This window comes from Enterococcus sp. DIV0176, assembly GCF_050528535.1.
GTDB lineage: Bacteria > Bacillota > Bacilli > Lactobacillales > Enterococcaceae > Enterococcus_B > Enterococcus_B thailandicus.
The window spans coordinates 1,298,723-1,321,345 of sequence record NZ_CP172879.1 but is presented as its reverse complement, the minus strand read 5'-3'; the positions used below and the strand labels follow the sequence as shown (position 1 = coordinate 1,321,345).

The following is a 22,623-nucleotide window of genomic DNA, read 5'->3' as shown; positions in this document are numbered from 1 at the left end:
CTATTGGCTGTAACGAGTTAGTGTATTTTTAAATGTATAACGGTCAGCTCGATAATATGAAATGTCATAAAAAATAGGTTCTGCATCAATGGCATACGTGACAGACTGCACTCTTAATAAAGGATTGCCTAAGGAAACATCTAATAAATCTGCCATCTCCTCCTCAACTAAAATCGCTTCGACTTCTTGATGAGAATAGGCGATTTCAACTTGTTTTTCCAATAGTTCAAACAACGAACCATTAAAATCCTCAATCGTAAAACCTGCGATAAAGTTTTCTGCTAAGTAGATTTTCTCAACAGTCATTGGCTCACCATCAAGTAAACGTCTTCGAATTAATTCGTAAATGGCTGTGTCCGGATTCAGCTGTAGTGCGCTACGAATTTTTTCATTGTCTGTGAGTAATCTTCGAAAAGAAATAACTTCTGTTTTACTCGTTTTACCATATGCTTTAGCTGCTTCAGTAAACCCTTGGAGACCTGCGCGCCCACTTTGAATCTTCTGTTGAGACATCACATAACTGCCTTTTCCTGGTCGTTTTACTAACACGTTTTTTTGAATTAACAGATCAATTGCTTTTCGAACTGTTAAACGACTGCATTGAAACTCTTTTGCTAAATCATATTCTGAAGGTAATTTTTGCGAACTGACATAGGTTCCTTCTTCAATTCGCTGTTCAATTTTTGAAGCGACTTGCGTAAATTTATTTCTAGTTTCTTTTTCCACCATAAAAATAGTCTGAGCTCCTTTAAATTTGGCTGATTTTTTACAAAAAAAGATATAGTATATACTTCACGGTATATACTATATCTTATGGACAAGAATTTCAATTATTTTGAGAGCGTTTTTTTCGAAGAGCTATTTTAGTCATCAACTTCGGTTTCTAAAATCTCACCTGTCTGAGCATTCATTTTAACAGTTGTTTCTTGTTGGTTGTTTTCAACAGTAACTTCCCAGAAAGTAATACCAAGATCCTTATCTAGATCCCAATCCGTTGCTGTTCCGCCGCCAACTTGCTGGACAGCAATCTCAGCAGCCTTTTCTATACTCAATAAATTTTGGATGTCAATTTTATCTTCTCTTCGTTTTACACCATTTTGCTCATCTCTATCAAGTTGTTCTTCTCGTTCTTTCTCCACCTTTTTCGTGACACCATCTACCCTGATTTCAAATTCAGTTGTGTCATTGACTCCTTCAATCTTGTAATAATAAGCACCAAATGAGGTATCTAATTCAAGAGAAGTGATATCACTATCAGGATAAGTAGCTTGATAGGTTTTGATTGCTTCTTCAACTGAGACGCGTAAGTCACCTTCAACTGATTTTCCTGCCACGGAAGAAGCAGTAGTTGAACTGTGATTGTCTTTCATTGCTTGTGTTTGGCTCGTCTGTGTGTTCGATTGATTTTGGCTTTGATCCTGCTTCTCATTGCTTTGACACCCTGCCAATAGTCCAAGTGTGCCGATAGCAATGCTCAAATAAGCAATTTTTTTCATTTTTTTAACTCCTTTTCGTCTATGTTCAATTAAAAATAGGAAGTTGACAACTGAGTGGGGTCATTCACCCACCAACTTCTTCAAGCTGTCTAAATTTATTATAACGGAAAATGGGGCAAAGGTCAGAAATTTTCAAATAAACGCTTGACTTAGAGTGCACTCAAGCCTGTATGATTTATTTAGAGACTAAAAGTAAACGCTACAAATAGCAAAATCTTACGTAAAGAAGGAATGAAAATGACAAAAAAATTATACCTTATGCGACACGGAGAAACGTTATTCAACCAACTAAAAAGAATTCAAGGTTGGAGCGATTCACCACTAACAGAAAAAGGTATTGCGCAAGCAAAAATAGCTGGTAATTATTTTTCTGCCAATCAAATCACCCTAGATCACGCTTATGCTTCTACTTCAGAAAGAGCCTGTGATACGTTGGAACAAGTCACTACGCTTCCTTATCAGCGAGTAAAAGGGTTAAAAGAATGGAATTTTGGTGTCTTTGAAGGCGAAAGCGAGTCGCTCAACCCTCCTCATGCACCGGGAGAAACTTCATATGGTGATTTTTTTGTACCTTTTGGTGGTGAAAGTAGTCAAGAGTTACAGGAGAGAATGGTCAATACATTGACAGAAATTATGGAAAGACCTGACCATCAAGAAGTGTTAGCCGTTAGCCACGGCGGCTCTTTGTATCTGTTTCTTCAAAAATGGCTGTCTTTCCCTGAAGTAAAAAAAGTCCAATTTTCAAATTGTTGTATTCTTGTCTTTTCTTATTCAGATAAAGAATTTCAATTTTTAGAGGCAATCAACCATGATTTTAGTGAGTTATAAAATTAAAAAAGCTAGACTGTGAAAGAAGCATTTAACTTCAAGAAATAGAAATTACCAGGAATTGCTTTCTAAGTTTTGAACAACTTTCGCTTATTGGTGAAGAGACCATTTTAGGAACACAGTAAAAAAGAGGCTAGGATGAAATATCCCAGCCTCTTTGCTTTCTTATTTTTGATTCAATTGATTAAATAATCCACCAATCGTTTGATCCTTTAGTTCGATTGCTTGACCATCCAGAGTTGCTTCTACAACATGATAGTAATCTTGTAAAGGTGGGACCTCTAAATATTGATCATGCAGGAAAGCTGCTGGTTCAGCATATTCTTTCGTCATTTCATTGGCATCTGCCGCAGTTTTGTAAGTAATTTTTAACATCATAAATCCCTCTAATCTGTATAATTGATTTTTCTCTTTTCTCACTCGACATTAATCAGGGCGAACCAAGGTAAAGATCTCTCCTATTTTAGCATAATTATTGCCAGCTAAACGGCTGACAGGCTTTAATTTCTCAATTAAGATACGTCCGTCATCATAGATGGATTCATCCACTTGATAGTGCTTGATTTTTAATAAAAGCAAGTCCGCAGTAATTTGCTCATTTTCTTTGATTTCAATGTGTTGGTAGAGTTCTGTTTCAAAACGAATTTTCGATTCTCTGAGAACAGGTACTTTAACTATCTGAGCGTCCTCCGTCGAAAAAGTCGTTCGTGTTAATTCGCTCTCTTCTCTTGGCAATGTTGCCGCAGTTTGGTTTCCATCAGCAATGTTATCTTCATCTAAAATATGGATAACAGCTTCTTTTGTGGTTAAAAGATTGGCAGCTGTATCTTTCAATTCGTGCATTTTACGTTGAATTGCTAGCGAAATGATTGGCGGGTTCGAGCTAACAATCGAAAAATAGCTGAACGGCGCAATATTCACAATTCCATTTTCAGAACGAGTAGTTACTAACGCTACTGGTCTGGGAACGATTGAGCCAATCAATAATTTATAATTTTCTCTTTCAGTTAATTCTGAAGGTGATTTTTGGATCATTTTTTTCTCCTTCTATAACGTATTCAATTTGGGAAGTCTTTTTAAAATTGCTGACTTTTGTGGTAGAAATTTATCTGGTAACATAAATTCCTCACCAAGTGTTTCTAAAGGTTCGTCAACAGTAAATCCAGGCGTCCCCGTTGCCAATTCCAACCAAACATTCCCATGTTCTTGCAAATAGATGGATTGGAAATATTTACGATTTTTGATTTTTGTCACAACGTATTTGTCTTCTTGTAATCTCGCTTTCCAATCTGGTAACGAATCATCTTCAACCAAGAATGCGACATGGTGAACTGTTCCTGGCCCGAATCTACCAGGAGTTAAAGTTTCTTTAGGAACAATCAATTGTTGCTCCTCTTCCTCACCGAAAACAAGATGGTAGCCGAAAGCTGAGTTACGTACCAAAGTCATACCCAATCCTTCCGTTAATAGCTGAACCGTTGCTTGGGGATCTGCAGAAAGTAATACGCCGCCATATAAACTAAGAATCGCCGGGGTCTCCGAGGTTTTCTGATTTTCAACTAAAGCAATCGTCAATCCATCTGGATCAGCGAATTCAATTGTTGGTTTTCCAAATAAATCCGTTTGTTGCGTAGTAATTGAAAATTCTTCTAAACGACTAAGCCAATAACGCATACTTCCTAACGGTATTTGAAAAGCCATCGTTCCAACTTGCCCACTTCCAACTCTGCCTTTCGTTTCATATTTCCAAGAAAAGAAAGTGATGATGGTACCGACCTCTGCATCATGATTCCCAAAATAAAGATGATAACTATCTGGATCATCAAAATTAACAGTTTGTTTCACTAAGCGTAACCCTAAAATGTCACGATAAAAATGAAGTGTTTGATCTAAATCAGCAACGGTTGCAGAAAAATGATGAATTTTATTTAATGGACGCATACTATTCTCCTTTGTTAACGTTTTGTATCAAAAGGTTTAATCGCGCTTTCGATTGATGCACGTTGATTTTCTAAAAATGGTGGTAATGATAAGATTTCGCCTAACGTTTCGTAAGGTTCGTCCTCCATAAATCCTGGTTCGTCCGTTGCAAATTCAACTAAAATATGTCCCAATCGAACATAAAGTGATTCAAAATAGTAGCGGTTGACATAACCTGAATTTGGTAATCCAAGATCGTCAAAAATCTTTTGCCAAACTTCTAAAGAACTACGATCAGCTAAACGGAATGCAACATGATGAACTTCACCAAAGCCTTGTTGCCCCTGAGGACTAGTTGTATCTTCTACTAAAATAACTTGTGCCCCATTTCCACCTTCACCGATTTCCAACAAATGACGGTTACCGTCAACAGCGATTTCTTTAAAGGTTAAAACATTTTCGAAAAGTGCACGAAAATCATCAAAGTAAGAAATTGTGATTTCCACAGGACCTAAACCGTAAATAGCAAACTCAGTTGGAACTGGTCCATTTTTCCAAGGTGTACCTGGACGAACACCTACGTTCGTTTCATCGGAAATCAATTGGTAAGCTTGCTCATCTTCATCCCAAAAACGTAAAATCTTCTTACCGAAAAGTTCAGAAATTTCTTCATGTTTCACAGCAAATTCATCAAAACGGCGCAGATAATATTCTAGTGCTGCATCAGTGGGAACACGAAAACCAATTCTTGAAATTGAATTGGTGCCCTTTTCACCTTTTGGATTATTAGGGAAGTCGAAAAATGTCATGGTTGTTCCGGGTGTACCATAATCATCAGCATAATACGTGTGGTATGTTTGGATATCATCTTGGTTTACTGTTTTTTTCACCAGACGCATACCCAAAATATCTGTAAAGAACTGATAATTTTTCTTAATGTCACTTGTCATGGCAGTTACGTGGTGAATTCCTAAGGGGTTATCTTGTATATTCATTTCAATTTCCTCGTTTCTTCATAGTTATATTTATTGTCAGTTATCTTTTACTTTTTTTAATAGTTTTTCTAGTTGCAATAGTTCATCTAATTCAAAATCAGCGAAACATCGACCAATTGTTGCTGCGTGTTGCGGAAAAATTTCAGCCATTAGTTGACAACCCGGATCGGTAATCGCAACATACGTTTCACGACGATCTGCCTGATTCGTTTTGCGCTCGGCTAAACCTTTTGCTACCAGCTTATCAATCACGTAGGTGGTACTGCTACTAGCAATCAAAATTCTCTCTTGGATGGTTTGAGGTGTTTGCTTGCCTTTATGGTAAAGAAACTCAAGTACAGAAAATTCGGTGATATTCAAACCATAATTTTTAACGTCTTTTTTCACCACAGCTTCCAGTTTTCCACTTACGCGCAATAAACCAATGAACGCATTTAAAGCCTGAGTTGTTTGTTCCATTTTCCCACCTCCATCTACTTAAAAACAAATATCTCTAATTCGAGATAATAATAGCCGGAATGAATTTAAATTGCAATTTATTTGTCTTAAAGTTAAACACAACTAGAATTTTAGAAAAGAAAAAAGCTACCTCCCATTGTGAAAGGTAACTTTTTAACTTACTACTCTTTAACTTTGATGAATAAAAGAATTGTTGCGCTTGTCATTCCTAACAGGATGCACATTCGATAAAAATCACTAGGAATCGCTACGCCAATGAATAAAATTACTATACTGACAACGATTGCTTTCATTCGTGTTTTCTCAACTCCTGCTTTTAAACGCTTAGGATCGATTGCTGGTCCTTTGAATCCGATAATCACTGTCAAAAGTGCTGCAGCGCCTAAAAAAGCAAGTCTACCAATGGTAATATCAAAAAAGATGGCACCAAATGGCACAATCACTAATAAAAAAATACTTTGGATTGTACATAACCAACTTTTGCTAGCGTGATAGCCATAAGAATTTCGGCGAATGGCGAAAAACGTCACGTGGGTAACAATCACAGCTGGAACAATTTGTAAGAATGCTGCAACAGCATAAATAAAGACAAGTTTAATTAATTCAACAAGTAATGTCGAAAGACCATACTCGATTTTTGCAGTTTCAAGTTCAGAAAGGTTTAAATTTGAGCCAAGCTTTTGACTTAAGTTCTTTGCTATTTTCTCCTCTAGTGAAACATATTCATTTGTCATATTTTCATCTCCCCTAAACTTGATTATATAAGGAGTTGAAAGTGAGAGAAAGCAAACTCATAAGTGTTAGTTATTTCAGCAAAAGTGTTAAGTTTATTTTTGATTAAAACGATCAACTAGTTTTTTCAAGTGACGAGTAGACACTAGGCACTCCTCGTCATTGACCATTGTGATTACGCGTTCCTTTTTGTCAATCCGACTGATATTGTTGACATTCACTACATAAGATTGGTGACAGCGATAAAACGATTGACTGAATTTCTCCACATCTTTGATTTTTCCAGTATATTCGACCATTCTGTTATCCAAATGAATAATCAGCTTATGCGGTGTTTGGCTCGATTCGAAAAATAAAATCTCGTCTACGAATAATTTAATGTCCAGCACACCACTTTTGATTCGAATCTGTTCACGACTAGGAAGCTCTGTGTTCATATAACGTTGCATCGCAGTGTCAATGCAGCTAATCACTTTTTTCTGTAATTCTTCAAAGTCGTCTTTTACTAAGTAATCCATAGCTTCTACTTTGTAAACAAAAGTTAAATAAGCCATATCACTATAAGAAGTTATAAAGACAATTTTAGCAGTCGGATCATACTCGCGGATTTTTGCACCTAACATGATTCCATTCATTTCGGCATTGAGGTCAATGTCTAAAAAATAGAGTCCTTCTGTTCGTTCCTTACGAATAAAGTTCAAAACATCATTAGGATCAGGAGTCTCCATGGCAAATTCTATATCATAATCCATCATCATTAGATAGTTTTTTACAATTTTGGTAATTCGATTTCTATGAACTGTTTCATCATCACAAACAAAGATTTTCAACACAGCTATCGCCCCACTTCATCTCTCATTTTTACCGCTTTATTATTAAGCGAAACGCCCAAACTTTTAGCGCTTGGGTAAATTATTGTATCATAGTTTTGTTTTATTTTGTGAAATACTTCTCAAGTAATTCAATAGGTCTATCTTCATAGTAAACGCTATTCTGAAAAAGGCAACCCATCACAAAAAAGGCTTACCGAATACCAATCAAAAGCTCATAAAAAAAGACATAACACTGTCGGCTGACAATGCTATGTCGATAAAACAACTACGATTAAAAGCATTCACCTTATTGGCAAAAGCTCTTAAAGGTAATTATTTTTCCATTTCATTTTTCAAAGCTTCTGGCATTTTTGGTTCGTAAGTCATTAGCAAACAAATACCACTTGTAGTAGCTACCTCATAGGCAACCAATGCAACAGCAGATACCATACTTAACATTTGAAACTTCACATTTGAAAATTTTTTCATCATCCGTCTCCACCCCTAGTCTAATAATCAAAGTAGCAACAATATAATTTGTTACTATCTATAAAAATTATAATAAGAAAAATGATATAGACCTTAAACAATCAAAAGTGCGCCTTTTTTAAGAAAAAGTGCGCACTTTTTTGATTTTTTACATCGAACTCTCAAAAATTGTAATGATTTGAATAAATTGATTGTTGTCAATTTTCGTTTCTAAATACACATTGGGTTGGGCTTGAACCAATTCGTCTAAGTTTGTTAAACCAATCCCACGATTCTGTGATTTAGTTGAAAAATTTGCTTGTTTCAAAACGTGTAGTTTAGGGATGTCCGCTTGACAACGATTGCTAATGATAAACAAGCAAGCCTGATTATGAATGGTCGCCGTTAGTTCAATTTCAGGGTTGTCGACATTTTGTGACTCTTCAATCGCATTATCTAAAATAATTCCCAGCATCCGAACTAGAATCAGCGATGGAACTGAAATTTTGTCAATTGTTTTTGGCACATGGATATTAACGCGAATTCCTTGTTCATATGCACTATACAGTTTGCTGATGATAATACTTTTGATTTCTCTAATTTCTAAATGACTAACGGATGCCATTTTCAAGATTTCTTGATCAAAGATTGTCCCAGTTCCTTTGATACTGGAGTAAAAATAGTTTTTCAGACCAGTTACATCATTATTTTCGATGTAATCTTCTAAAGAAATCAGAATGTTTTTATAATCATGTTTAAATTTTCTGAGTTCTGAATAGTTTTTCTCGATTTGTTCACTGTAATCAATCAAATAATTCATTCGGTTTCTTTGCTCTTTTGCTTCGTATTCCGCTTGTTTGATAAAGATGATTGAAAAACAAATCAACGCAGACAATATTCCATACAAAACAAGAAAAAACGCATTTGCATGTCCAAAATACTCGTTTAATGAGGGATAGCGATCAATTACGATTAGAGAAAAGTACATCATAAACGTCAATGTGACGATGGTTGTACTAACTTTCAAGATGAGATCATTATTCAAATACTTTTTGATAACAATTTTTTTGAACATCCAAGCGAGTAAAAAGTAGATCAACGTGTTGATTACCAAACGAAGAACCTGATTCACTTGCGTATCAGAATCAATTCCAACTGCATAAAGCCCAGTAGCAAACAAATTATCAGCAAAGATATACAGTAAAATCGATAATGAGGCTGAGAAAAAAGACCAATAATACCCTCGCTTGAAATATAGTAATGTGGCGCACATATATAACCAGGACATTCCAGTAGAAACCACATCAAACGTCATATATGTAGGTATACAAATTATCATGATCCCAACACAAAACAATAGATATTTTTTATTTGTTAATTCATCGTTGAAATAGCCTAGGACAAATAACATACTTGCTAACTGTCCAACGATCATAGCCAAAATGATGAAACTAGGTATTCCCAAAATATTCTCCCCCTATTTCCCTAACTACAACCGTTTTGTTTACATTTCTTTTGATTATAGCTAACTATTTTGAGCCATATCTATTATATCAAAAAAACGCAAGTTATTATAAAAAAAGCACAATTAATTATGGATCGTTCAGAAATGTAAATATTACATAAATAATACACTGTAATGTCTTGCTTTTTTTAGTAGATATAGAAAAATATTCGACCCAAATAAAGACACAAAAAAACCGCCTCAGACGAGACGGTTAACAGTCAATGTAATAATTAAGCTTTTACAATGTTAGTTGCTTGAGGTCCACGTTGACCTTCTTCGATATCAAAAGTCACAGATTGACCTTCTTCTAAAGTTTTGAAACCTTCACCTTGGATAGCTGAGAAATGTGCAAATAAGTCATTTCCATCTTCACCAGTGATAAATCCAAAACCTTTGTCTGCGTTAAACCATTTTACTGTACCGTTATTCATATTATAGTTCCTCCTAATTACGTATCAAGTACGCTTTTTGTTGCAATTAATTGTTGATAAGCAAAAGGAGTTTTGTATAATGTGCCATACAGCTCAAATTACGTTTCAAAATAAATTACTTGTTTACTATACCATGGGCACTGGCTGAAAGCAACCTTTTTGCTAATAAGTTTATTTTTCTTTGGAATTAATCTTTGATTCTAAATGTTTTAGGTGCTTTTTTATAAATAATCACGAAACCAATCCCGACATAGAGTAAGCAAGCCACCGACACGATGATTGCATAAAAGAATCCTGATACTTTTAATTGTAGATTCCCATACGCTATCCAATAAAAAAGTATGGCAATGATTTTATACAGCGGACTGACCACTTCCATCTCACTAGTGAATGGTTGAATCAAGTAATAGATAAATAATTCATGAAATGAAAATAAGGCAGATAATGCCAGTAATAATAAGGCTAAAACACCAAAAAATGTCCAAGATAAAAAGAACCCATTAAGCACCGATAAAAGGAGATAAACACTAAAAATTCCGATTGATAATAAACCATTGTAGAAAAAAGTCTGTTTGAAACGGTAATTGAATCCATGAATGATTGTTCCTGCTTCACGATAAAATGGATAATAGAGCATCGCTACATCACAGTTAACAAAGACCATTTGAACGACTTTCTTTCCAAAACTCATGACATACATGATAAAAAATAGCAGACTTAAGGTTCTTGTCATCTCTTTTTCAGTCAAGGCTTCTCTAACATCAAAGAAACTAAGAATAACAACAACAATTAATGCAGCAACTATCGTATACACACGTAATCGAAAAGCACGGTTCAGTATTTTACGATACCGACTAAATAATAAAGCATTCAGATATTGGTTACCATCTAAATGAGCGAATCGTTCCTCCTGGTTCATCACTAATTTTTTCTGCATGGCTAACCCATCACTAAGATAACTTTTACCAGAAGCAAGTTCTTGACTGGCAACATTCGACAAAGTAGTCATCTCACTCCAATAAAAGACATAGTCCAGTTCCCTTTTAAAGTGGAGTAAAGCATACCAACTGAAGATGAGAAAAACGATGGATAGCGTGATTCCAACCCAAGAAAGGAAAAATGCTAGCACAGCTACTGCTAATTTTTCCCAGACAAGAATCACCGTGCTACTAATAACAACAATAGTCACTACACTACCAAAAATCACCCGTTGGCGCTTTGATAAGTGCCAAGTGAAAATAATTCTACCTAAATAAAGATAAAAACAGCGAGAACCAACATACGTTAAAAAAATAAAACAAGTTACTTTAATCGGTTCACCGGTAGCAAAACCATAAATGATGGCAGCAGGAAGATATCTTAGGCCATGAATAAAGCTGTCAGTTAGTTTATATCCACGGATGATCCTCTGCTTAGGACGTTGGAAATGTTCAATAAAGTCAACAATTCTTTTCTCTCCTGAGATAACGAACCCATCATAAAAATTAAACAAAACAGCCACTACCATGAACCACAAAAATAAACCAAGGTTGCCAGTGTGGTGAGTAAATGCTTTACCGGAAAATAAATCTGCTCCGCTCAATAGTATCGCGAGTCCATAGTAAAGAGCCAACCATAAACCTTTGGCGAGAATACTGCGGATATTTTCAATTATCAAACCAATGACGGTTAAAATTTGTTTCAATTCATAACTTTGATAGAAACGAGTAGGTATGAATTTTCCAATAACAGGTATTTTTCGTGAATAAAAAACAAGGCCATTGACCTTTTTAGTGACTGAAACTTGTTCTAATTGCCAATAGTCGCGCAAATAATCAAACATCCGGTTCATAGACTACGCCTCTTCCTTTGTAAAAGTAGGCCGTTCTTCTCTATCAGACAACAGATCAATGATTTCCTCTTCGAAATCTTGGTCATGAATCTTATCTGATGCAATACCAATCAATTTTTTGTGGTGTAGTAACACGATTTCGTCACAAAGATCTTGTGCTAATTGTAAAATATGAGTCGAAAAAATAATAACCGAGTTCGTTTTCATCTTTAAAATCAACTCTTTCATCTCGTGGGCGGCAACAACATCAAAAGACGTTAATGGTTCATCTAATAATAAAACAGGTGGTTGAACCATAAGTGAAACCAAAAGCTGTACTTTGTTTTGCATTCCGTGAGAAAAATCTTTTAACAAACGGTGTTGGTCTTGACGTTCGATCCCTACTGAATCTAGATAATTTTCTGGCCGTTTGATTTCTTCAATCCGATCTTGATTGATATCAATAAAAAACTTCACAAACTCATATGCTGTCATAAATGCTGGTAAATGTGGCATCGTATAAACAAAACCGATTTCAGTATTGTCATAGTCTGTGTTGAGAATGCCATTTTTTTCAAGGCCAATCGTTCCATTATCAAGTAATAGATTTTTTGAAATACAATTGAACAAGGTTGTTTTCCCAGAACCATTTCGTCCAAGCAAACCGTAGATTTTTCCCTTTTCAAAGGTAAAGCTAGCATCATCAAAAATCACTTTTTCATCAAAATTTTTCGTTATGTTTTCCAATACTAATTTCATTGTTCACCTCATAATTTTTTTGTTCTTGTCTTCCTCGTTTCCTTGCTAATTTTACTTTACTGCATATTGTTAAGCTTTCCAATAGTGAATCACGTTTAATCACAGGTTTTACTTGTATTTTTCATTTATTAGGACTATTATTTCTACTATTAAATCAAGGAGATGGTCTGATGTCTTTAACAAAACAGCAACAAATAAATACACTAAATGAATTTCAAGAAAACTTTGCTTTACTAGGTTCATCGACTCAAGAAATTGCTGATGAATTAAGAACTTCTCCGGAGAAAGTAGAAGCCATTTTGCTACTACAACCAGCTACAATCGAAGAACCTTGGATTCTAAAAAATTATTTAATCGAAAAATTAATTGAGCAAGGAAAAACACCTATTCCTTTCTCTGCTTTAATTGGCGATTATCATGATTATTGGTTCCTTGACACAAGAAAGATTGAAAAAAGAATACTCACGGATTAATCTTAAGAAACTCTTTACTAGCTGTTTTTTCTTTTTTATGTTATATTACTTGTGGAATTTCGTTATCAACGTAGTAGTTGCCTTTCGTTAAGATTTAAGAAAGGAGAATGAATTATGACATTCTATAACAAAAACTTACAATATCGTGTTACTTTAAATACTGATTTGAATCTATTTATCGTTTTTGATAAAGACAATGCAAACCACGTAGCTACAGGTGTCACGATTGAACAAGCTGTACAAGAATTGAAAAAATCCCTATAGGAGAGATATCTCATATGAATGATTGCAGTTCTAGTCATTAAAAGCACCTACTGGATGAATACAGTAGGTGCTTTTTTGGTTCTGCTATTTCTTCAGTTTTCTTTAATTTGTAATTAGATTTCTTGCTATTAAGGATATTCCCTGCTAATATTATTCTTAACACGAAAAATATTTTTATCGCGAATTGTTAATTTGTTTGATGAAATTTAATCAACACTGGCGTAACCTTGGAGTTACAAGGATGTATTAGAGGTTAGGGAATACATCGTTTAAATGAGAAAAATTAATTGTTAGTAATAGTCACCACCAACTTTAGAATAATAAATATTGATTAGTTAGATAGCCTTCTCTTAACAGAGAGGGCTATCGTTCATTTTACAAGAAAAACAGCAAGAAGATACGAACTGCCTCGTACGCTCCTTGCTGTTTTTTCGTTATCAATTTGTTTGAAGTAAATCATATTGTGATTGATACAAATGATGATAAAGACCTTGTTTCTCCATCAATTCTTCGTGTGTCCCTGCTTCTGCAATTTTCCCACCTGCGACATAAAAAATTTGAGAACTATTTTTTATTGTCGATAATCGGTGAGCAATAATAAAGGAAGTGCGCCCTTTCAATAACTGCTGCAAACCTTCTTGTAGTAATTCTTCTGTTTTAGTATCAATACTTGAAGTGGCTTCGTCCAAAATCAAAATTTTTGGATCTGCCAATAGCGCTCTGGCAAAAGAAATTAGTTGGCGTTGTCCCGCAGAAAGTGTGCTACCTCTTTCTTCGACAACGGTATCGTAGCCATCTTTTAGCTCTTTGATAAAATCATGCGCTCGAACGATTTTAGCAGCTGCAATTATCTCTTCTTTTGTTGCATCTAACTTTCCGTAACGAATATTATCAATAATTGTCCCAGAAAAAACAAACGTATCTTGTAGCATGACGCCCATTTGTGTTCGTAATGAAGCGAGTGTGACTGACCGAACATCATGACCATCCACTTGGACACTTCCCTCATTAACGTCATAAAAGCGACTCAAAAGATTAATAATAGTTGTTTTCCCCGCGCCTGTCGGGCCAACTAACGCAATACTCTCACCTGCGTTAATATGGAAGTTAACATCATTTAAGATATTCTTGCCTTCTTCATAACGGAATGTGACGTGATCGAATGTAACATTTCCTTTAATCGGTGGTAAAATCTGTGCATTTGGTTCATCTTGGATATCAGGTACTTCATCCATTGTCTCAAAAATCCGTTCCAAGTAAGCTGTTGCAGTAATCAGTGAGTTATAAAAATTTCCAATATTGATTACCGGATTCCAAAAATTGTTGATATAACCGATAAACGCAATCAATGTCCCTGTTGTAACATTAACCCCGATTTGACGAATACCTACAAAATAAATCAAGCAAGTTGTCATTACTGCAATATTTTGAACTCCCGGCCACAGCATGAACTGAACCTTGACAGCTTTCATCCAGGAGGAACGATACTCATCACTGACTTCATTGAAAATCTCGTAGTTTTCCTGTTCACGAGCAAAAGATTGTGTGATTTTTATACCGGATATACTTTCATGAATATACGCATTTAAATTTGATTGCTTATTACTCAACACTTGATATGCTTTACGTTGTTTCGTTTTGATGACCATAACAATCACAAATAACACTGGCAGTAAAATTAAACTATACAAGGTTAATTTGACATCAATAAAAAGCATAAATATTAGAGTAATTAGCACATTGAAAATGTCTGAAATCAAGTTAATCAGACCATTACTTAGCAGGTCGCTTAACGTATTGATGTAGTTAACGACACGAATCAAAATTTTCCCATGAGGTCGATTGTCAAAATAGGAAAATGGTAAGTGTTGTAGATGTTCAAAGATTGCATAACGCATATCTTTTAAAATATCTTGACCAATCTCGGTAATTGCATAAATTCGATAACGCATGCACCAGCCAATGACCACTAGCGAAATTAAAAAGATCACACTTATTTGGACCAATAATGTGGTATTTCCTTTTGGAATCACATCATCAATGGCAATTTTGGTAAAGTAAGGTCCCAACATCCCGGCAGTATTGGCAAGAATGATGACGAACAAAGCCTTGAAAATCGCTTTTTTATAGGGTTTAACATACATGGCTAAGCGACGGTAATGTGACCAATTGAATTCTTGCTCCAGTGTTTCATCCACATCAAATTTATTACGTGCCATTAGTTCCCCTCCTTCTCTTTGATACCTAATTGTTTTTGGTAAACTTCATAGTAGCGCCCTCTTTGTTCCAGTAATTCTTTGTGCGTTCCTTGCTCAATTACTTGTCCTTTTTCCATCATTAGAATCAAGTCAGCTTCACGAACAGAAGAAATACGATGAGCGATAATGAATGTTGTTTTTTCAGTTGTTAGTTGTGTTAACTCACGTTGGATCTTGAATTCTGTTTCCATATCCACAGCTGAAGTCGTATCGTCCAAAATAAGAATTGATGGGTCTTTCGTTAAAGCTCTTGCTAAAGAAATGCGTTGTTTTTGTCCGCCAGAAAGTCCTACACCACGCTCACCTACAATTGTTTCGTATCCTTCGGGCATCCGTGAAATAAATTCATGTGCATCAGCAATCTGTGCCATTTGTTGGACGTACGTTTCATTTGCTAAAGGATTACCAAAAGCAATATTATCTTCAATCGTGTTAGAAAATAAAAAGACATCTTGCATAACCATCGAGATGTTTTCACGTAATTGACGAACAGGGTACTCTTTTGCATTCTTTCCATCAATCAAGACTTCACCTGAAGTTGGATCATAAAAACGACCAACTAGGTTAACTAACGTTGTTTTCCCAGAACCTGTTTCCCCTAAAATACCAATCGTTTGCCCTGGACTAATCTTAAATGAGATGTGTTTCAAAACTAATGTATTTGGGTCATCAGAAAAATGGAATGAAACATCTCTAAATTCAACATGCCCTTTGATTTTTTTTGCTTCATCATGAGTCAATACAGGAATTTGTGGTTTGGTTCCTAACATTTGACGAATTTTGATACAAGCTGCCGAAAAACGTTGAACATCGTTAATCAACCAGCCGCTCATTCTCATCGGCTGATTCAGCATCCATAAAAAGCCATTGAATGCGATCAAATCACCCAAGGTCATCTTTCCTTGAATAACAAATAACCCGCCTAAAATCAACGTAATCACGTTCAAGCTTCCAGCTAGTCCATCTAACCAAGGTAAGTATTTCATAGACACCTCGGCTGATTTCATGTTTTGTACTTTGTAATCTTCGTTGTGCTCAACGAATTTTTGAATTTCAAAGTCTTCTCTAGCAAAAGCTTTGACGACTCGATTTCCCCCGATGTTCTCCTCAACCATCGAATTCAAACGGGAAAAACTTTCACGAATCTCAAAAAAGATTGGTCGTGCTTGCTTTGACATCTTCTGGGTAAGCAAGAAAATGATTGGTGTGATTGCAACCAACGCCAACATCAATTGCCAATTAATTGTTGCCATTAGGATGACAGCAATACTGAACCATAAAATACATTCAATGATGTTATAAACGACCCACGAAACAAAATGACGAATAGCGTCTGTATCCCCAGTCATTCTAGCCATAATGTCCCCAACTCGAGTGTGATTAAAGAAATCAAAATCAAGTTCTTGTAACTTTTGATACATTTCTTGTCGTAATTCAAACAAACTGTTCTGACCAATACGTTCAAATAAAATCTGATAAGTATATCGGATGATCGTTCGAAAAATCGTGATACCAATCATTAATGCTAATAAAGGAATCAATAAATCAGCTTCACCTTTTTCAATTACTTTGTCGACAATCTCACCAGCCACTAATGGGTTGACTACAATTAAAAGCGCATTGATTATTAAAAAAATAATTGCCAGAAATCCTTTATTTGCATACTTCTTTACATATTGCCAAATCCATTGATAATTGCTCATTTTATTTCCCCTCCTATACGAAAGCCTTTTCTCAATCAAGTACTAGCTTATCTTTAATAAATTTGAAAGAAAATGGTTATTCTTACTTGTTTTGATGTACAATATTATCAAATCCACAAGAAAGGGTTTTCATTTATGAGTTATGCAAATGCCCAAATATTTAACCCAGAAATTATTTACGCTTTTGATCCTTGGAATGAGCAAGGAAACAAAAGTGACATCCACACCCATGATTTTCTAGAAATCAGTATTGTTTTAGAAGGCCAAGCGAACTACACCATCGAGGAACAAGAATTTCAATTAAATGCTGGTCAAATTATGCTTTTTAACCCTGGCACCCATCACGGTGAAGAACAAAGAACAGGAACTTATTCACATCAACTTCATATTGGTTTAACGAATATTTCATTAGACGGACTAAAGAGAAATCACTTACCAACTAAAAAAGCAATTCTTAATCTTGGGGAATACCAATGGGAATTTCTCGACAAAGCGTGGCGTCTAGTTAAAGAATATAGTGAAGAGCAACCTGAGTTTCAATTAATGGTCAAAGCGTTAATTATCGAAATGTTAGTACTTATTTTAAGAAGCCTAGAAAAAGTGCAAGATAATACGGTCACTCTAGCCCTTTCAAAAAATGCCAAACGAAAACAGTATTTAGTCAATCATGCCATTTACTATTTAGAAAACCATCACACGCAAGAAATTACTTTAGAGCAATTAGCTGATACGTTGTATGTTAGTCCTACGTATTTATCAAAAGTTTTTAAAGAGTCTACAGGTATGAGCCCCATCAATTATCTTATCCAAGTTCGGCTAAAACATGCCAAGGAACTACTAGCAAACGAGCAACTAACTATCCGAGAAATTTCTCAAGCTGTTGGTTATCAAGATGCGTATCATTTTAGTAAGCTCTTCAAAAAATATTACGGTGTCTCTCCTTCACAACTAGCAAAGAAATCACTGGCATAACAAAAAACTCTTAAAAGACTTGTTCATCCCGAGTCTTTTAAGAGTTTTTATTTTCAGTTCCTTTTTACTTCAAAGGATCAAATAATTTTGGTGAAACTCGATAACATATAACGACAACGATTGCTACGGCGATTGCAGTAGCAAGGCCACTTGCGCCATTCATGACAAATGAAAAAAGCCAAGGGTTCATACCTTCTGGTGCGTAATCTCCCCAAAAAATACCGCCAGCCACAAAATGCCAGAAAAAGCGAGTAAAGGTTCCAACCACCGATGAGACAATTAGGATTCCATAAATTTTGGTTGTCTCTCCATTCACCATTGCGCGATGCAAAGATAAAGTAAACAATCCAGCGAATCCAGCAAAGGTAAATGCAATTGGGTATTCAATTAAAACTTGTGGGATACTTAAAAATTGAACTTTCCCCATTAAAAAGTGTAATAGACCCCAAATCAAGCCAGCACCTAACCCTGCCTTGAGACCTCTACGTAAAGCATAAATAGTTATTGGAATTTGCCCGATCGACAAAGTAAAACTGCTTCCAATGTCTAGTGGAATCAATGAAAGCACCATAGCTAATGCTGCGATAATTGTCCCCTCAATCCAAACTTTTGTTTCTGAATGCATAAAAAAACTCCTCCTTTAGAATCACCACAATTCACAAAGGAGAAGTGTTAGCTACACTTCCACTCGTCACAATTCCTACGTTCGTATGACCGAAACAGGTACGGAGGGTTTAGAGTAAACTCATTCTCAGCCTCGAAAGGCTCCCCTTTGTGAGTAGATTCTATTATTTTTTACTTACCCGACTAGCATAACATATTTTTTCTTTCGTCAGAAGTGAAAAGAATTTTTTTGTTTAAGCAAATCAAAAAGCGAACCATTGAACTGTTCGCTTTTTTAAGATTTCTGAACTTTATTTTGTCATATCAGACGTAACTTTTTCATCAATACGTAAAAATGGTAAGTAGATGAACACGCTAGCTGCAATAATTATCACTTGAAGAACTGCAGCACGCCAGTCCCCTCCAGTCGCTAAGAAACCAGAAATGATTGGTGGTGTCGTCCAAGGAATTTGGACAACGACGTGATTGATCAATCCAACTGCAGTCGCAAAATAGGCGACGGTTAACGAAAAAATTGGTGCTAAAACAAATGGAATAATCAAACTAATGTTAAAGACGATTGGTAACCCAAAAATAATCGGCTCGCTAATATTGAAGATAGCTGGTGTAACAGATAACTTAGCAAAATCTTTGTAGTCCTTACGACGACTAAAAATAAAAATCGCAATAAGTAAAGCAATTGTATTACCAGAGCCGCCCATTACAGCAAAAGTATCTTTGAATGCCATATTGATGATATGAGGAATCTCTTCTTTATTTGCATACGCAGCCATGTTTTCTTGCATATTTTGAATCAAGAATGGATCTAATAATGAACCTGAAATGACAGCTTGATGAATTCCGAAACCAAAAAATAGATTTGCAATAGATGTTAACAATAAGAATCCTGGTAGTCCAGTAGTGATTTTACTTAAAGGCTTTGTAATGATCGTAGTAAGCAATGTGTTGACATCCATATGGAACAACTGATTGATAGCAAATGAACCAATCGCAAATACTGTGATCGTCAACATAATCGGAATCAAGACATTAAATGATTTCAAAACAGCTGGTGGAATATTTCCAGATAAATTGATCTGAAGTTTTTCATTTTTAGATAACTTAATAAACAATTCTGTTGCTGCGAGACCAACAAAAATACCGACAAACATGCCTGAAGCTCCAGTGTAAGCAATCGGAATCACTCCACTCACTTCAATTGCTTTTTGACTGTTCTCTGGAGTGAACATCGTAACCATTGGTGTAAGGACAATAAAAGTAGAAATAGCAACCAACACTGCAGCGATTGAATTTTGATAATTGCGGCTAACGCACATATGATAAGAAACTGCTGCTACGACTAACAATGTCGTAATGCTAAGTGTACCATTGCTAATTGAAATTCCGATTTCTTGAATTGTAGATAAAGTAGCCGGTCGAATAAAGTGACCTAGAAAACCGGTCGGCTCCAATATGACATAGTTAATCAAAGTGACAAATCCTGCCAGCATCATAAAAGGCATGAATGTTGCAAATGCATCTCGCAACGTTCGTAAGTGAATCTGGTTTCCTAACTTTGTTGCGACCATCCCAAACTTTTCAAGAATGATCTCTTTTTTATTTTTACCCATAAAACTCTCCCCCTTCATTTGTAAGCGATTGCTTTCACCTAGATAATAACTCGTCTTTCCAATAAAGTAAATATCTTTTTTAAAAAATATATACTTTTGTCGAAAATAAAAAATAAACAGCAAGAAGTTAAGCTTAACTTGCTGTTTATTTTGATTGCATATCCGATTTTTTATTTTTCAACAAAGATTGCTTCAAAAATAAAGTCCTTATAGATATGTCTGGATAACGAATACTCAAACGGCGTTCCTGAGGACAAAGAGACGACTTTATCTACTTCAATCATAAATTCACCGGGCTCGATATTTAAAATTTTTGCATCAAACTCATTGGCGATATCTCCCTTAATCCATAAATGAGAGGATTTTATTTCCAAATTTAATTCGTCTGTGATATAAGCATAAACTGATTTTTTCAAATGCTTAGGTTCCAATCCAGGTATAACAGCCAATGGCATAAATGTTTGTTCAATCGAATAAGGTTGATGGTCTATAAATCGACTTCGAATAATATTGTAAATATAATCTTTTTCGCTGATTTCCAACATCTCCGCCACTTCTTTTGAAGGAAGTTCAATCGAAAAAGTATGGATTTCAGAGTCAACATGTTCTTCTCCCATCGCGCTCAATAAACCTTCGTTTGGACCGAAAACTTTTGAATTATCAATTGGTTTACGTAAGACTTCTGTCCCAAATCCGCTACGTGTTCGCAACACGCCCTCGGATACTAATAAATCAATTCCTTTTTTTACAGTTAATTTACTTGTTCCGTATTCTTCCGCCAATTGGTCACCAGTCGGCAATTTTGTTCCAACCTGATATTTATCATCCATGATTTTTCGCTTAACATCTAAATAAATCTCCATATATTTGGGAATCTGTTTCATACTTATCCTCCTTTCACTTAAAACAATAGCTTCTCATATACTTTACCATACTTTCAGCTGTTTTTAACTAAAAAAAATAAGCTCCTGTCGTAAAAGTATATATTTTTATAAAAAGATGTTTATTTTATTTGAAAGCGGTGTTATGATTGGTATGAATTTAAAGGAGGTCTATCAATGAGTACAATCAAAAAATTATCCTTTCCAGAAAATTTTTGGTGGGGATCTGCGTGGTCTGCTGAACAAGCTGAAGGTCGTGGCGAAACAGGAAAAGCTGAAACGGTGTGGGAACGTTGGTATAAAGAACAACCTAATCGCTTCTATCAAAGAATCAGCTCAGAAATCACAACCGATCACATTCATCGTTATAAAGAAGATATTCAATTGATGAAACAAACCGGACATAATTCTTTTCGAGTATCTATTTCTTGGGCAAGAATGTTTCCGCAAGATGGTGTAGGAGAAGTGAATCCACAAGCGATTGCTTTCTATCGTGCTTTATTTACTGAAATGAATAAAAACGGAATAAAAGTTTTTGCTAATCTTTATCATTTTGATATGCCTGCTAAGTTACAGGATCAAGGTGGTTGGGAGTCACGGGATGTTGTTGAGGCTTATGTCCATTTTGCAAAAACGTGTTTTGAAGAATTTGGCGATTTAGTCTTTCACTGGTTTACGTTTAACGAACCACTTGGCCCAATCTTAGGCTCTTATTTAGAAGACTTCCACTATCCCAATTTGGTTGACTTTAAACGCGGAAGCCAAGCCGCATTTTTTACGATCTTAGCTCATGCGAAAGCAATCGAAGTCTTTAAAACATATAATTTATCAAGCAAGATTGGTGTCATTTTAAATCTTAGCCCAACTTTTCCAAGAAGTAATAATTCCGCTGATGTCAGAGCCGCGGAGATTGCAGATTTATTTTATACACGAAGCTTTTTAGATCCAATGGTGAAAGGAAACTTCCCGCCCAAACTAGTTGAACTTTTAACCGAATATGATCAGTTACCACTCGACTTTACTCAGGAGGATTTAGCAACGATTCAAGCGAATACCGCCCAAATTTTAGGATTGAACTATTATGAACCTCGCAGAGTAAAAGCTCGTCTAACAGCAATCAATCCCGAAAGCCCCTTCCTACCTGAATGGTTCTTTGAAAATCATGTAATGCCCGGGCGTCGTATGAACGAATATCGTGGTTGGGAAATTTATGAAAAAGGAATCTATGATTTATGTATGGATATCAAGAATAACTATGGAAATATTGAAGCATTTATCTCTGAAAATGGCATGGGTGTTGCAAACGAAGAACGATTTATGGATGAAGATGGACAAGTAATTGATGAGTATCGGATTGAATTTATTCGAGACCACTTAGCTTATCTTTGGAAAGCAATTGATGACGGCTGTAACATCAAAGGTTATCATTTATGGACATTTATTGATTGTTGGTCATGGATCAATTCGTACAAAAATCGTTACGGACTAGTTTCCTTAGATCTACCTACTCAAAAAAGAACAATCAAAAAAAGTGGCGAATTTTATAAAAAACTAAGTGATGAAAATGGATTTAATTACGATATTGATTTGTTAGTTCTTTAAACAATTATGTCCCTGTAGC

Annotated in this window: 24 protein-coding genes and 1 riboswitch; of the genes, 5 read left to right on the top strand and 19 right to left on the bottom strand. The window is 35.4% G+C overall.

The annotated features are described in order from the left end of the window. On the bottom strand, positions 1 to 729 hold the full coding sequence (locus tag IGJ66_RS06225; RefSeq protein ID WP_430616365.1) for a GntR family transcriptional regulator, LSA1692 subfamily: 729 nt from the start codon (positions 727 to 729) through the stop codon (positions 1 to 3). 134 nt (positions 730 to 863) lie between these two features. Further along, entirely contained in the window at positions 864 to 1,496 is a 633-nt protein-coding gene (locus IGJ66_RS06220; protein WP_067481963.1) for a PepSY domain-containing protein, read from the bottom strand. A 237-nt stretch (positions 1,497 to 1,733) separates the two neighbouring features. Here IGJ66_RS06220 and IGJ66_RS06215 point away from each other — a divergent pair, with 237 nt between their 5' ends. Next, positions 1,734 to 2,324: a histidine phosphatase family protein gene (locus IGJ66_RS06215; RefSeq protein WP_067481961.1), complete on the top strand. Its 591-nt coding sequence runs from the start codon at positions 1,734 to 1,736 to the stop codon at positions 2,322 to 2,324. A 165-nt stretch (positions 2,325 to 2,489) separates the two neighbouring features. Here IGJ66_RS06215 and IGJ66_RS06210 read toward each other — a convergent pair whose 3' ends face one another. The 12 genes from IGJ66_RS06210 to IGJ66_RS06155 all read right to left on the bottom strand — a co-directional run bounded on the left by IGJ66_RS06210 (position 2,490) and on the right by IGJ66_RS06155 (position 12,217). Then, positions 2,490 to 2,699 carry a hypothetical protein gene (locus tag IGJ66_RS06210; protein ID WP_067481959.1) on the bottom strand — a complete coding sequence of 70 codons (210 nt, stop codon included), beginning with the start codon at positions 2,697 to 2,699 and terminating at the stop codon, positions 2,490 to 2,492. Between the two features lie 51 nt (positions 2,700 to 2,750). After that, complete coding sequence (locus tag IGJ66_RS06205; RefSeq protein WP_349702423.1) at positions 2,751 to 3,359, bottom strand: flavin reductase family protein; 609 nt, start codon at positions 3,357 to 3,359, stop codon at positions 2,751 to 2,753. A gap of 12 nt (positions 3,360 to 3,371) precedes the next feature. After that, positions 3,372 to 4,265, bottom strand: coding sequence for a VOC family protein (locus IGJ66_RS06200; RefSeq protein WP_430616364.1), 894 nt, complete (start codon positions 4,263 to 4,265; stop codon positions 3,372 to 3,374). Between the two features lie 14 nt (positions 4,266 to 4,279). Then, positions 4,280 to 5,239 carry a ring-cleaving dioxygenase gene (locus IGJ66_RS06195; protein WP_095803627.1) on the bottom strand — a complete coding sequence of 320 codons (960 nt, stop codon included), beginning with the start codon at positions 5,237 to 5,239 and terminating at the stop codon, positions 4,280 to 4,282. A gap of 36 nt (positions 5,240 to 5,275) precedes the next feature. Next, complete coding sequence (locus IGJ66_RS06190; protein WP_067481951.1) at positions 5,276 to 5,698, bottom strand: MarR family winged helix-turn-helix transcriptional regulator; 423 nt, start codon at positions 5,696 to 5,698, stop codon at positions 5,276 to 5,278. A gap of 161 nt (positions 5,699 to 5,859) precedes the next feature. Next, positions 5,860 to 6,432 (bottom strand): accessory gene regulator B family protein, encoded by a 573-nt coding sequence (locus IGJ66_RS06185; protein WP_071868346.1) that lies wholly within the window; start codon positions 6,430 to 6,432, stop codon positions 5,860 to 5,862. Between the two features lie 93 nt (positions 6,433 to 6,525). Beyond that, complete coding sequence (locus IGJ66_RS06180; protein WP_067481947.1) at positions 6,526 to 7,263, bottom strand: LytR/AlgR family response regulator transcription factor; 738 nt, start codon at positions 7,261 to 7,263, stop codon at positions 6,526 to 6,528. Positions 7,264 to 7,575: 312 nt separating this feature from the next. Continuing rightward, the gene (locus IGJ66_RS06175) at positions 7,576 to 7,734 is read right to left on the bottom strand and encodes an AgrD family cyclic lactone autoinducer peptide (RefSeq protein ID WP_430617008.1); all 159 of its coding nucleotides are present in this window, start codon (positions 7,732 to 7,734) and stop codon (positions 7,576 to 7,578) included. 145 nt (positions 7,735 to 7,879) lie between these two features. Continuing rightward, positions 7,880 to 9,175: a sensor histidine kinase gene (locus tag IGJ66_RS06170; protein WP_430617007.1), complete on the bottom strand. Its 1,296-nt coding sequence runs from the start codon at positions 9,173 to 9,175 to the stop codon at positions 7,880 to 7,882. A 272-nt stretch (positions 9,176 to 9,447) separates the two neighbouring features. Beyond that, positions 9,448 to 9,648, bottom strand: a complete 201-nt coding sequence (locus tag IGJ66_RS06165) for a cold-shock protein (protein ID WP_067481945.1) — start codon at positions 9,646 to 9,648, stop codon at positions 9,448 to 9,450. Between the two features lie 187 nt (positions 9,649 to 9,835). After that, positions 9,836 to 11,479: a hypothetical protein gene (locus tag IGJ66_RS06160; protein WP_430617005.1), complete on the bottom strand. Its 1,644-nt coding sequence runs from the start codon at positions 11,477 to 11,479 to the stop codon at positions 9,836 to 9,838. 3 nt (positions 11,480 to 11,482) lie between these two features. Beyond that, positions 11,483 to 12,217, bottom strand: a complete 735-nt coding sequence (locus tag IGJ66_RS06155; RefSeq protein ID WP_067481941.1) for an ATP-binding cassette domain-containing protein — start codon at positions 12,215 to 12,217, stop codon at positions 11,483 to 11,485. Positions 12,218 to 12,387: 170 nt separating this feature from the next. Here IGJ66_RS06155 and IGJ66_RS06150 point away from each other — a divergent pair, with 170 nt between their 5' ends. Together IGJ66_RS06150 and IGJ66_RS06145 are read left to right on the top strand one after the other, a co-directional pair. Continuing rightward, entirely contained in the window at positions 12,388 to 12,690 is a 303-nt protein-coding gene (locus IGJ66_RS06150; protein ID WP_271027114.1) for a DUF2316 family protein, read from the top strand. Between the two features lie 114 nt (positions 12,691 to 12,804). Further along, complete coding sequence (locus IGJ66_RS06145; protein ID WP_169819312.1) at positions 12,805 to 12,954, top strand: hypothetical protein; 150 nt, start codon at positions 12,805 to 12,807, stop codon at positions 12,952 to 12,954. A 437-nt stretch (positions 12,955 to 13,391) separates the two neighbouring features. Here IGJ66_RS06145 and IGJ66_RS06140 read toward each other — a convergent pair whose 3' ends face one another. Together IGJ66_RS06140 and IGJ66_RS06135 are read right to left on the bottom strand one after the other, a co-directional pair. After that, positions 13,392 to 15,173 (bottom strand): ABC transporter ATP-binding protein, encoded by a 1,782-nt coding sequence (locus tag IGJ66_RS06140; protein ID WP_430617004.1) that lies wholly within the window; start codon positions 15,171 to 15,173, stop codon positions 13,392 to 13,394. Beyond that, the gene (locus IGJ66_RS06135; protein ID WP_430617003.1) at positions 15,173 to 16,915 is read right to left on the bottom strand and encodes an ABC transporter ATP-binding protein; all 1,743 of its coding nucleotides are present in this window, start codon (positions 16,913 to 16,915) and stop codon (positions 15,173 to 15,175) included. The genes IGJ66_RS06140 and IGJ66_RS06135 overlap by 1 nt, the downstream gene beginning before the upstream one ends. 135 nt (positions 16,916 to 17,050) lie before the next feature. Between IGJ66_RS06135 and IGJ66_RS06130 the strand changes: the two genes are divergently transcribed. After that, a complete protein-coding gene (locus tag IGJ66_RS06130) occupies positions 17,051 to 17,887 on the top strand; it encodes an AraC family transcriptional regulator (protein ID WP_067481932.1) in 837 nt (278 codons plus the stop codon). 64 nt (positions 17,888 to 17,951) lie between these two features. On the opposite strand, the gene thiT is transcribed toward IGJ66_RS06130, so the two are convergent. The 3 genes from thiT to IGJ66_RS06115 form a co-directional block, all read right to left on the bottom strand. Beyond that, positions 17,952 to 18,512, bottom strand: a complete 561-nt coding sequence (gene thiT / locus IGJ66_RS06125; protein WP_067481930.1) for an energy-coupled thiamine transporter ThiT — start codon at positions 18,510 to 18,512, stop codon at positions 17,952 to 17,954. Between the two features lie 55 nt (positions 18,513 to 18,567). Next, a riboswitch (TPP riboswitch) is annotated at positions 18,568 to 18,669 on the bottom strand. A gap of 132 nt (positions 18,670 to 18,801) precedes the next feature. Beyond that, entirely contained in the window at positions 18,802 to 20,121 is a 1,320-nt protein-coding gene (locus IGJ66_RS06120; protein ID WP_430617002.1) for a PTS sugar transporter subunit IIC, read from the bottom strand. A gap of 170 nt (positions 20,122 to 20,291) precedes the next feature. Further along, positions 20,292 to 21,005, bottom strand: coding sequence for a GntR family transcriptional regulator (locus IGJ66_RS06115; protein ID WP_067481926.1), 714 nt, complete (start codon positions 21,003 to 21,005; stop codon positions 20,292 to 20,294). Positions 21,006 to 21,179: 174 nt separating this feature from the next. Between IGJ66_RS06115 and IGJ66_RS06110 the strand changes: the two genes are divergently transcribed. Then, positions 21,180 to 22,604: a glycoside hydrolase family 1 protein gene (locus IGJ66_RS06110; protein WP_430617001.1), complete on the top strand. Its 1,425-nt coding sequence runs from the start codon at positions 21,180 to 21,182 to the stop codon at positions 22,602 to 22,604. Positions 22,605 to 22,623: the final 19 nt, after the last annotated feature.

What these genes read in the sequence shown, in the direction of transcription:
- IGJ66_RS06225 (WP_430616365.1), bottom strand. Translation starts at nt 729, where the DNA reads ATGGTGGAAAAAGAAACTAGAAATAAATTTACGCAAGTCGCTTCAAAA.
- IGJ66_RS06165 (WP_067481945.1), bottom strand. Translation starts at nt 9,648, where the DNA reads ATGAATAACGGTACAGTAAAATGGTTTAACGCAGACAAAGGTTTTGGA.
- IGJ66_RS06210 (WP_067481959.1), bottom strand. Translation starts at nt 2,699, where the DNA reads ATGTTAAAAATTACTTACAAAACTGCGGCAGATGCCAATGAAATGACG.
- IGJ66_RS06120 (WP_430617002.1), bottom strand. Translation starts at nt 20,121, where the DNA reads ATGGGTAAAAATAAAAAAGAGATCATTCTTGAAAAGTTTGGGATGGTC.
- IGJ66_RS06185 (WP_071868346.1), bottom strand. Translation starts at nt 6,432, where the DNA reads ATGACAAATGAATATGTTTCACTAGAGGAGAAAATAGCAAAGAACTTA.
- IGJ66_RS06135 (WP_430617003.1), bottom strand. Translation starts at nt 16,915, where the DNA reads ATGAGCAATTATCAATGGATTTGGCAATATGTAAAGAAGTATGCAAAT.
- IGJ66_RS06110 (WP_430617001.1), top strand. Translation starts at nt 21,180, where the DNA reads ATGAGTACAATCAAAAAATTATCCTTTCCAGAAAATTTTTGGTGGGGA.
- IGJ66_RS06150 (WP_271027114.1), top strand. Translation starts at nt 12,388, where the DNA reads ATGTCTTTAACAAAACAGCAACAAATAAATACACTAAATGAATTTCAA.
- IGJ66_RS06140 (WP_430617004.1), bottom strand. Translation starts at nt 15,173, where the DNA reads ATGGCACGTAATAAATTTGATGTGGATGAAACACTGGAGCAAGAATTC.
- thiT (WP_067481930.1), bottom strand. Translation starts at nt 18,512, where the DNA reads ATGCATTCAGAAACAAAAGTTTGGATTGAGGGGACAATTATCGCAGCA.
- IGJ66_RS06205 (WP_349702423.1), bottom strand. Translation starts at nt 3,359, where the DNA reads ATGATCCAAAAATCACCTTCAGAATTAACTGAAAGAGAAAATTATAAA.
- IGJ66_RS06215 (WP_067481961.1), top strand. Translation starts at nt 1,734, where the DNA reads ATGACAAAAAAATTATACCTTATGCGACACGGAGAAACGTTATTCAAC.
- IGJ66_RS06200 (WP_430616364.1), bottom strand. Translation starts at nt 4,265, where the DNA reads ATGCGTCCATTAAATAAAATTCATCATTTTTCTGCAACCGTTGCTGAT.
- IGJ66_RS06220 (WP_067481963.1), bottom strand. Translation starts at nt 1,496, where the DNA reads ATGAAAAAAATTGCTTATTTGAGCATTGCTATCGGCACACTTGGACTA.
- IGJ66_RS06130 (WP_067481932.1), top strand. Translation starts at nt 17,051, where the DNA reads ATGAGTTATGCAAATGCCCAAATATTTAACCCAGAAATTATTTACGCT.
- IGJ66_RS06115 (WP_067481926.1), bottom strand. Translation starts at nt 21,005, where the DNA reads ATGAAACAGATTCCCAAATATATGGAGATTTATTTAGATGTTAAGCGA.
- IGJ66_RS06160 (WP_430617005.1), bottom strand. Translation starts at nt 11,479, where the DNA reads ATGAACCGGATGTTTGATTATTTGCGCGACTATTGGCAATTAGAACAA.
- IGJ66_RS06175 (WP_430617008.1), bottom strand. Translation starts at nt 7,734, where the DNA reads ATGATGAAAAAATTTTCAAATGTGAAGTTTCAAATGTTAAGTATGGTA.
- IGJ66_RS06145 (WP_169819312.1), top strand. Translation starts at nt 12,805, where the DNA reads ATGACATTCTATAACAAAAACTTACAATATCGTGTTACTTTAAATACT.
- IGJ66_RS06155 (WP_067481941.1), bottom strand. Translation starts at nt 12,217, where the DNA reads ATGAAATTAGTATTGGAAAACATAACGAAAAATTTTGATGAAAAAGTG.
- IGJ66_RS06195 (WP_095803627.1), bottom strand. Translation starts at nt 5,239, where the DNA reads ATGAATATACAAGATAACCCCTTAGGAATTCACCACGTAACTGCCATG.
- IGJ66_RS06190 (WP_067481951.1), bottom strand. Translation starts at nt 5,698, where the DNA reads ATGGAACAAACAACTCAGGCTTTAAATGCGTTCATTGGTTTATTGCGC.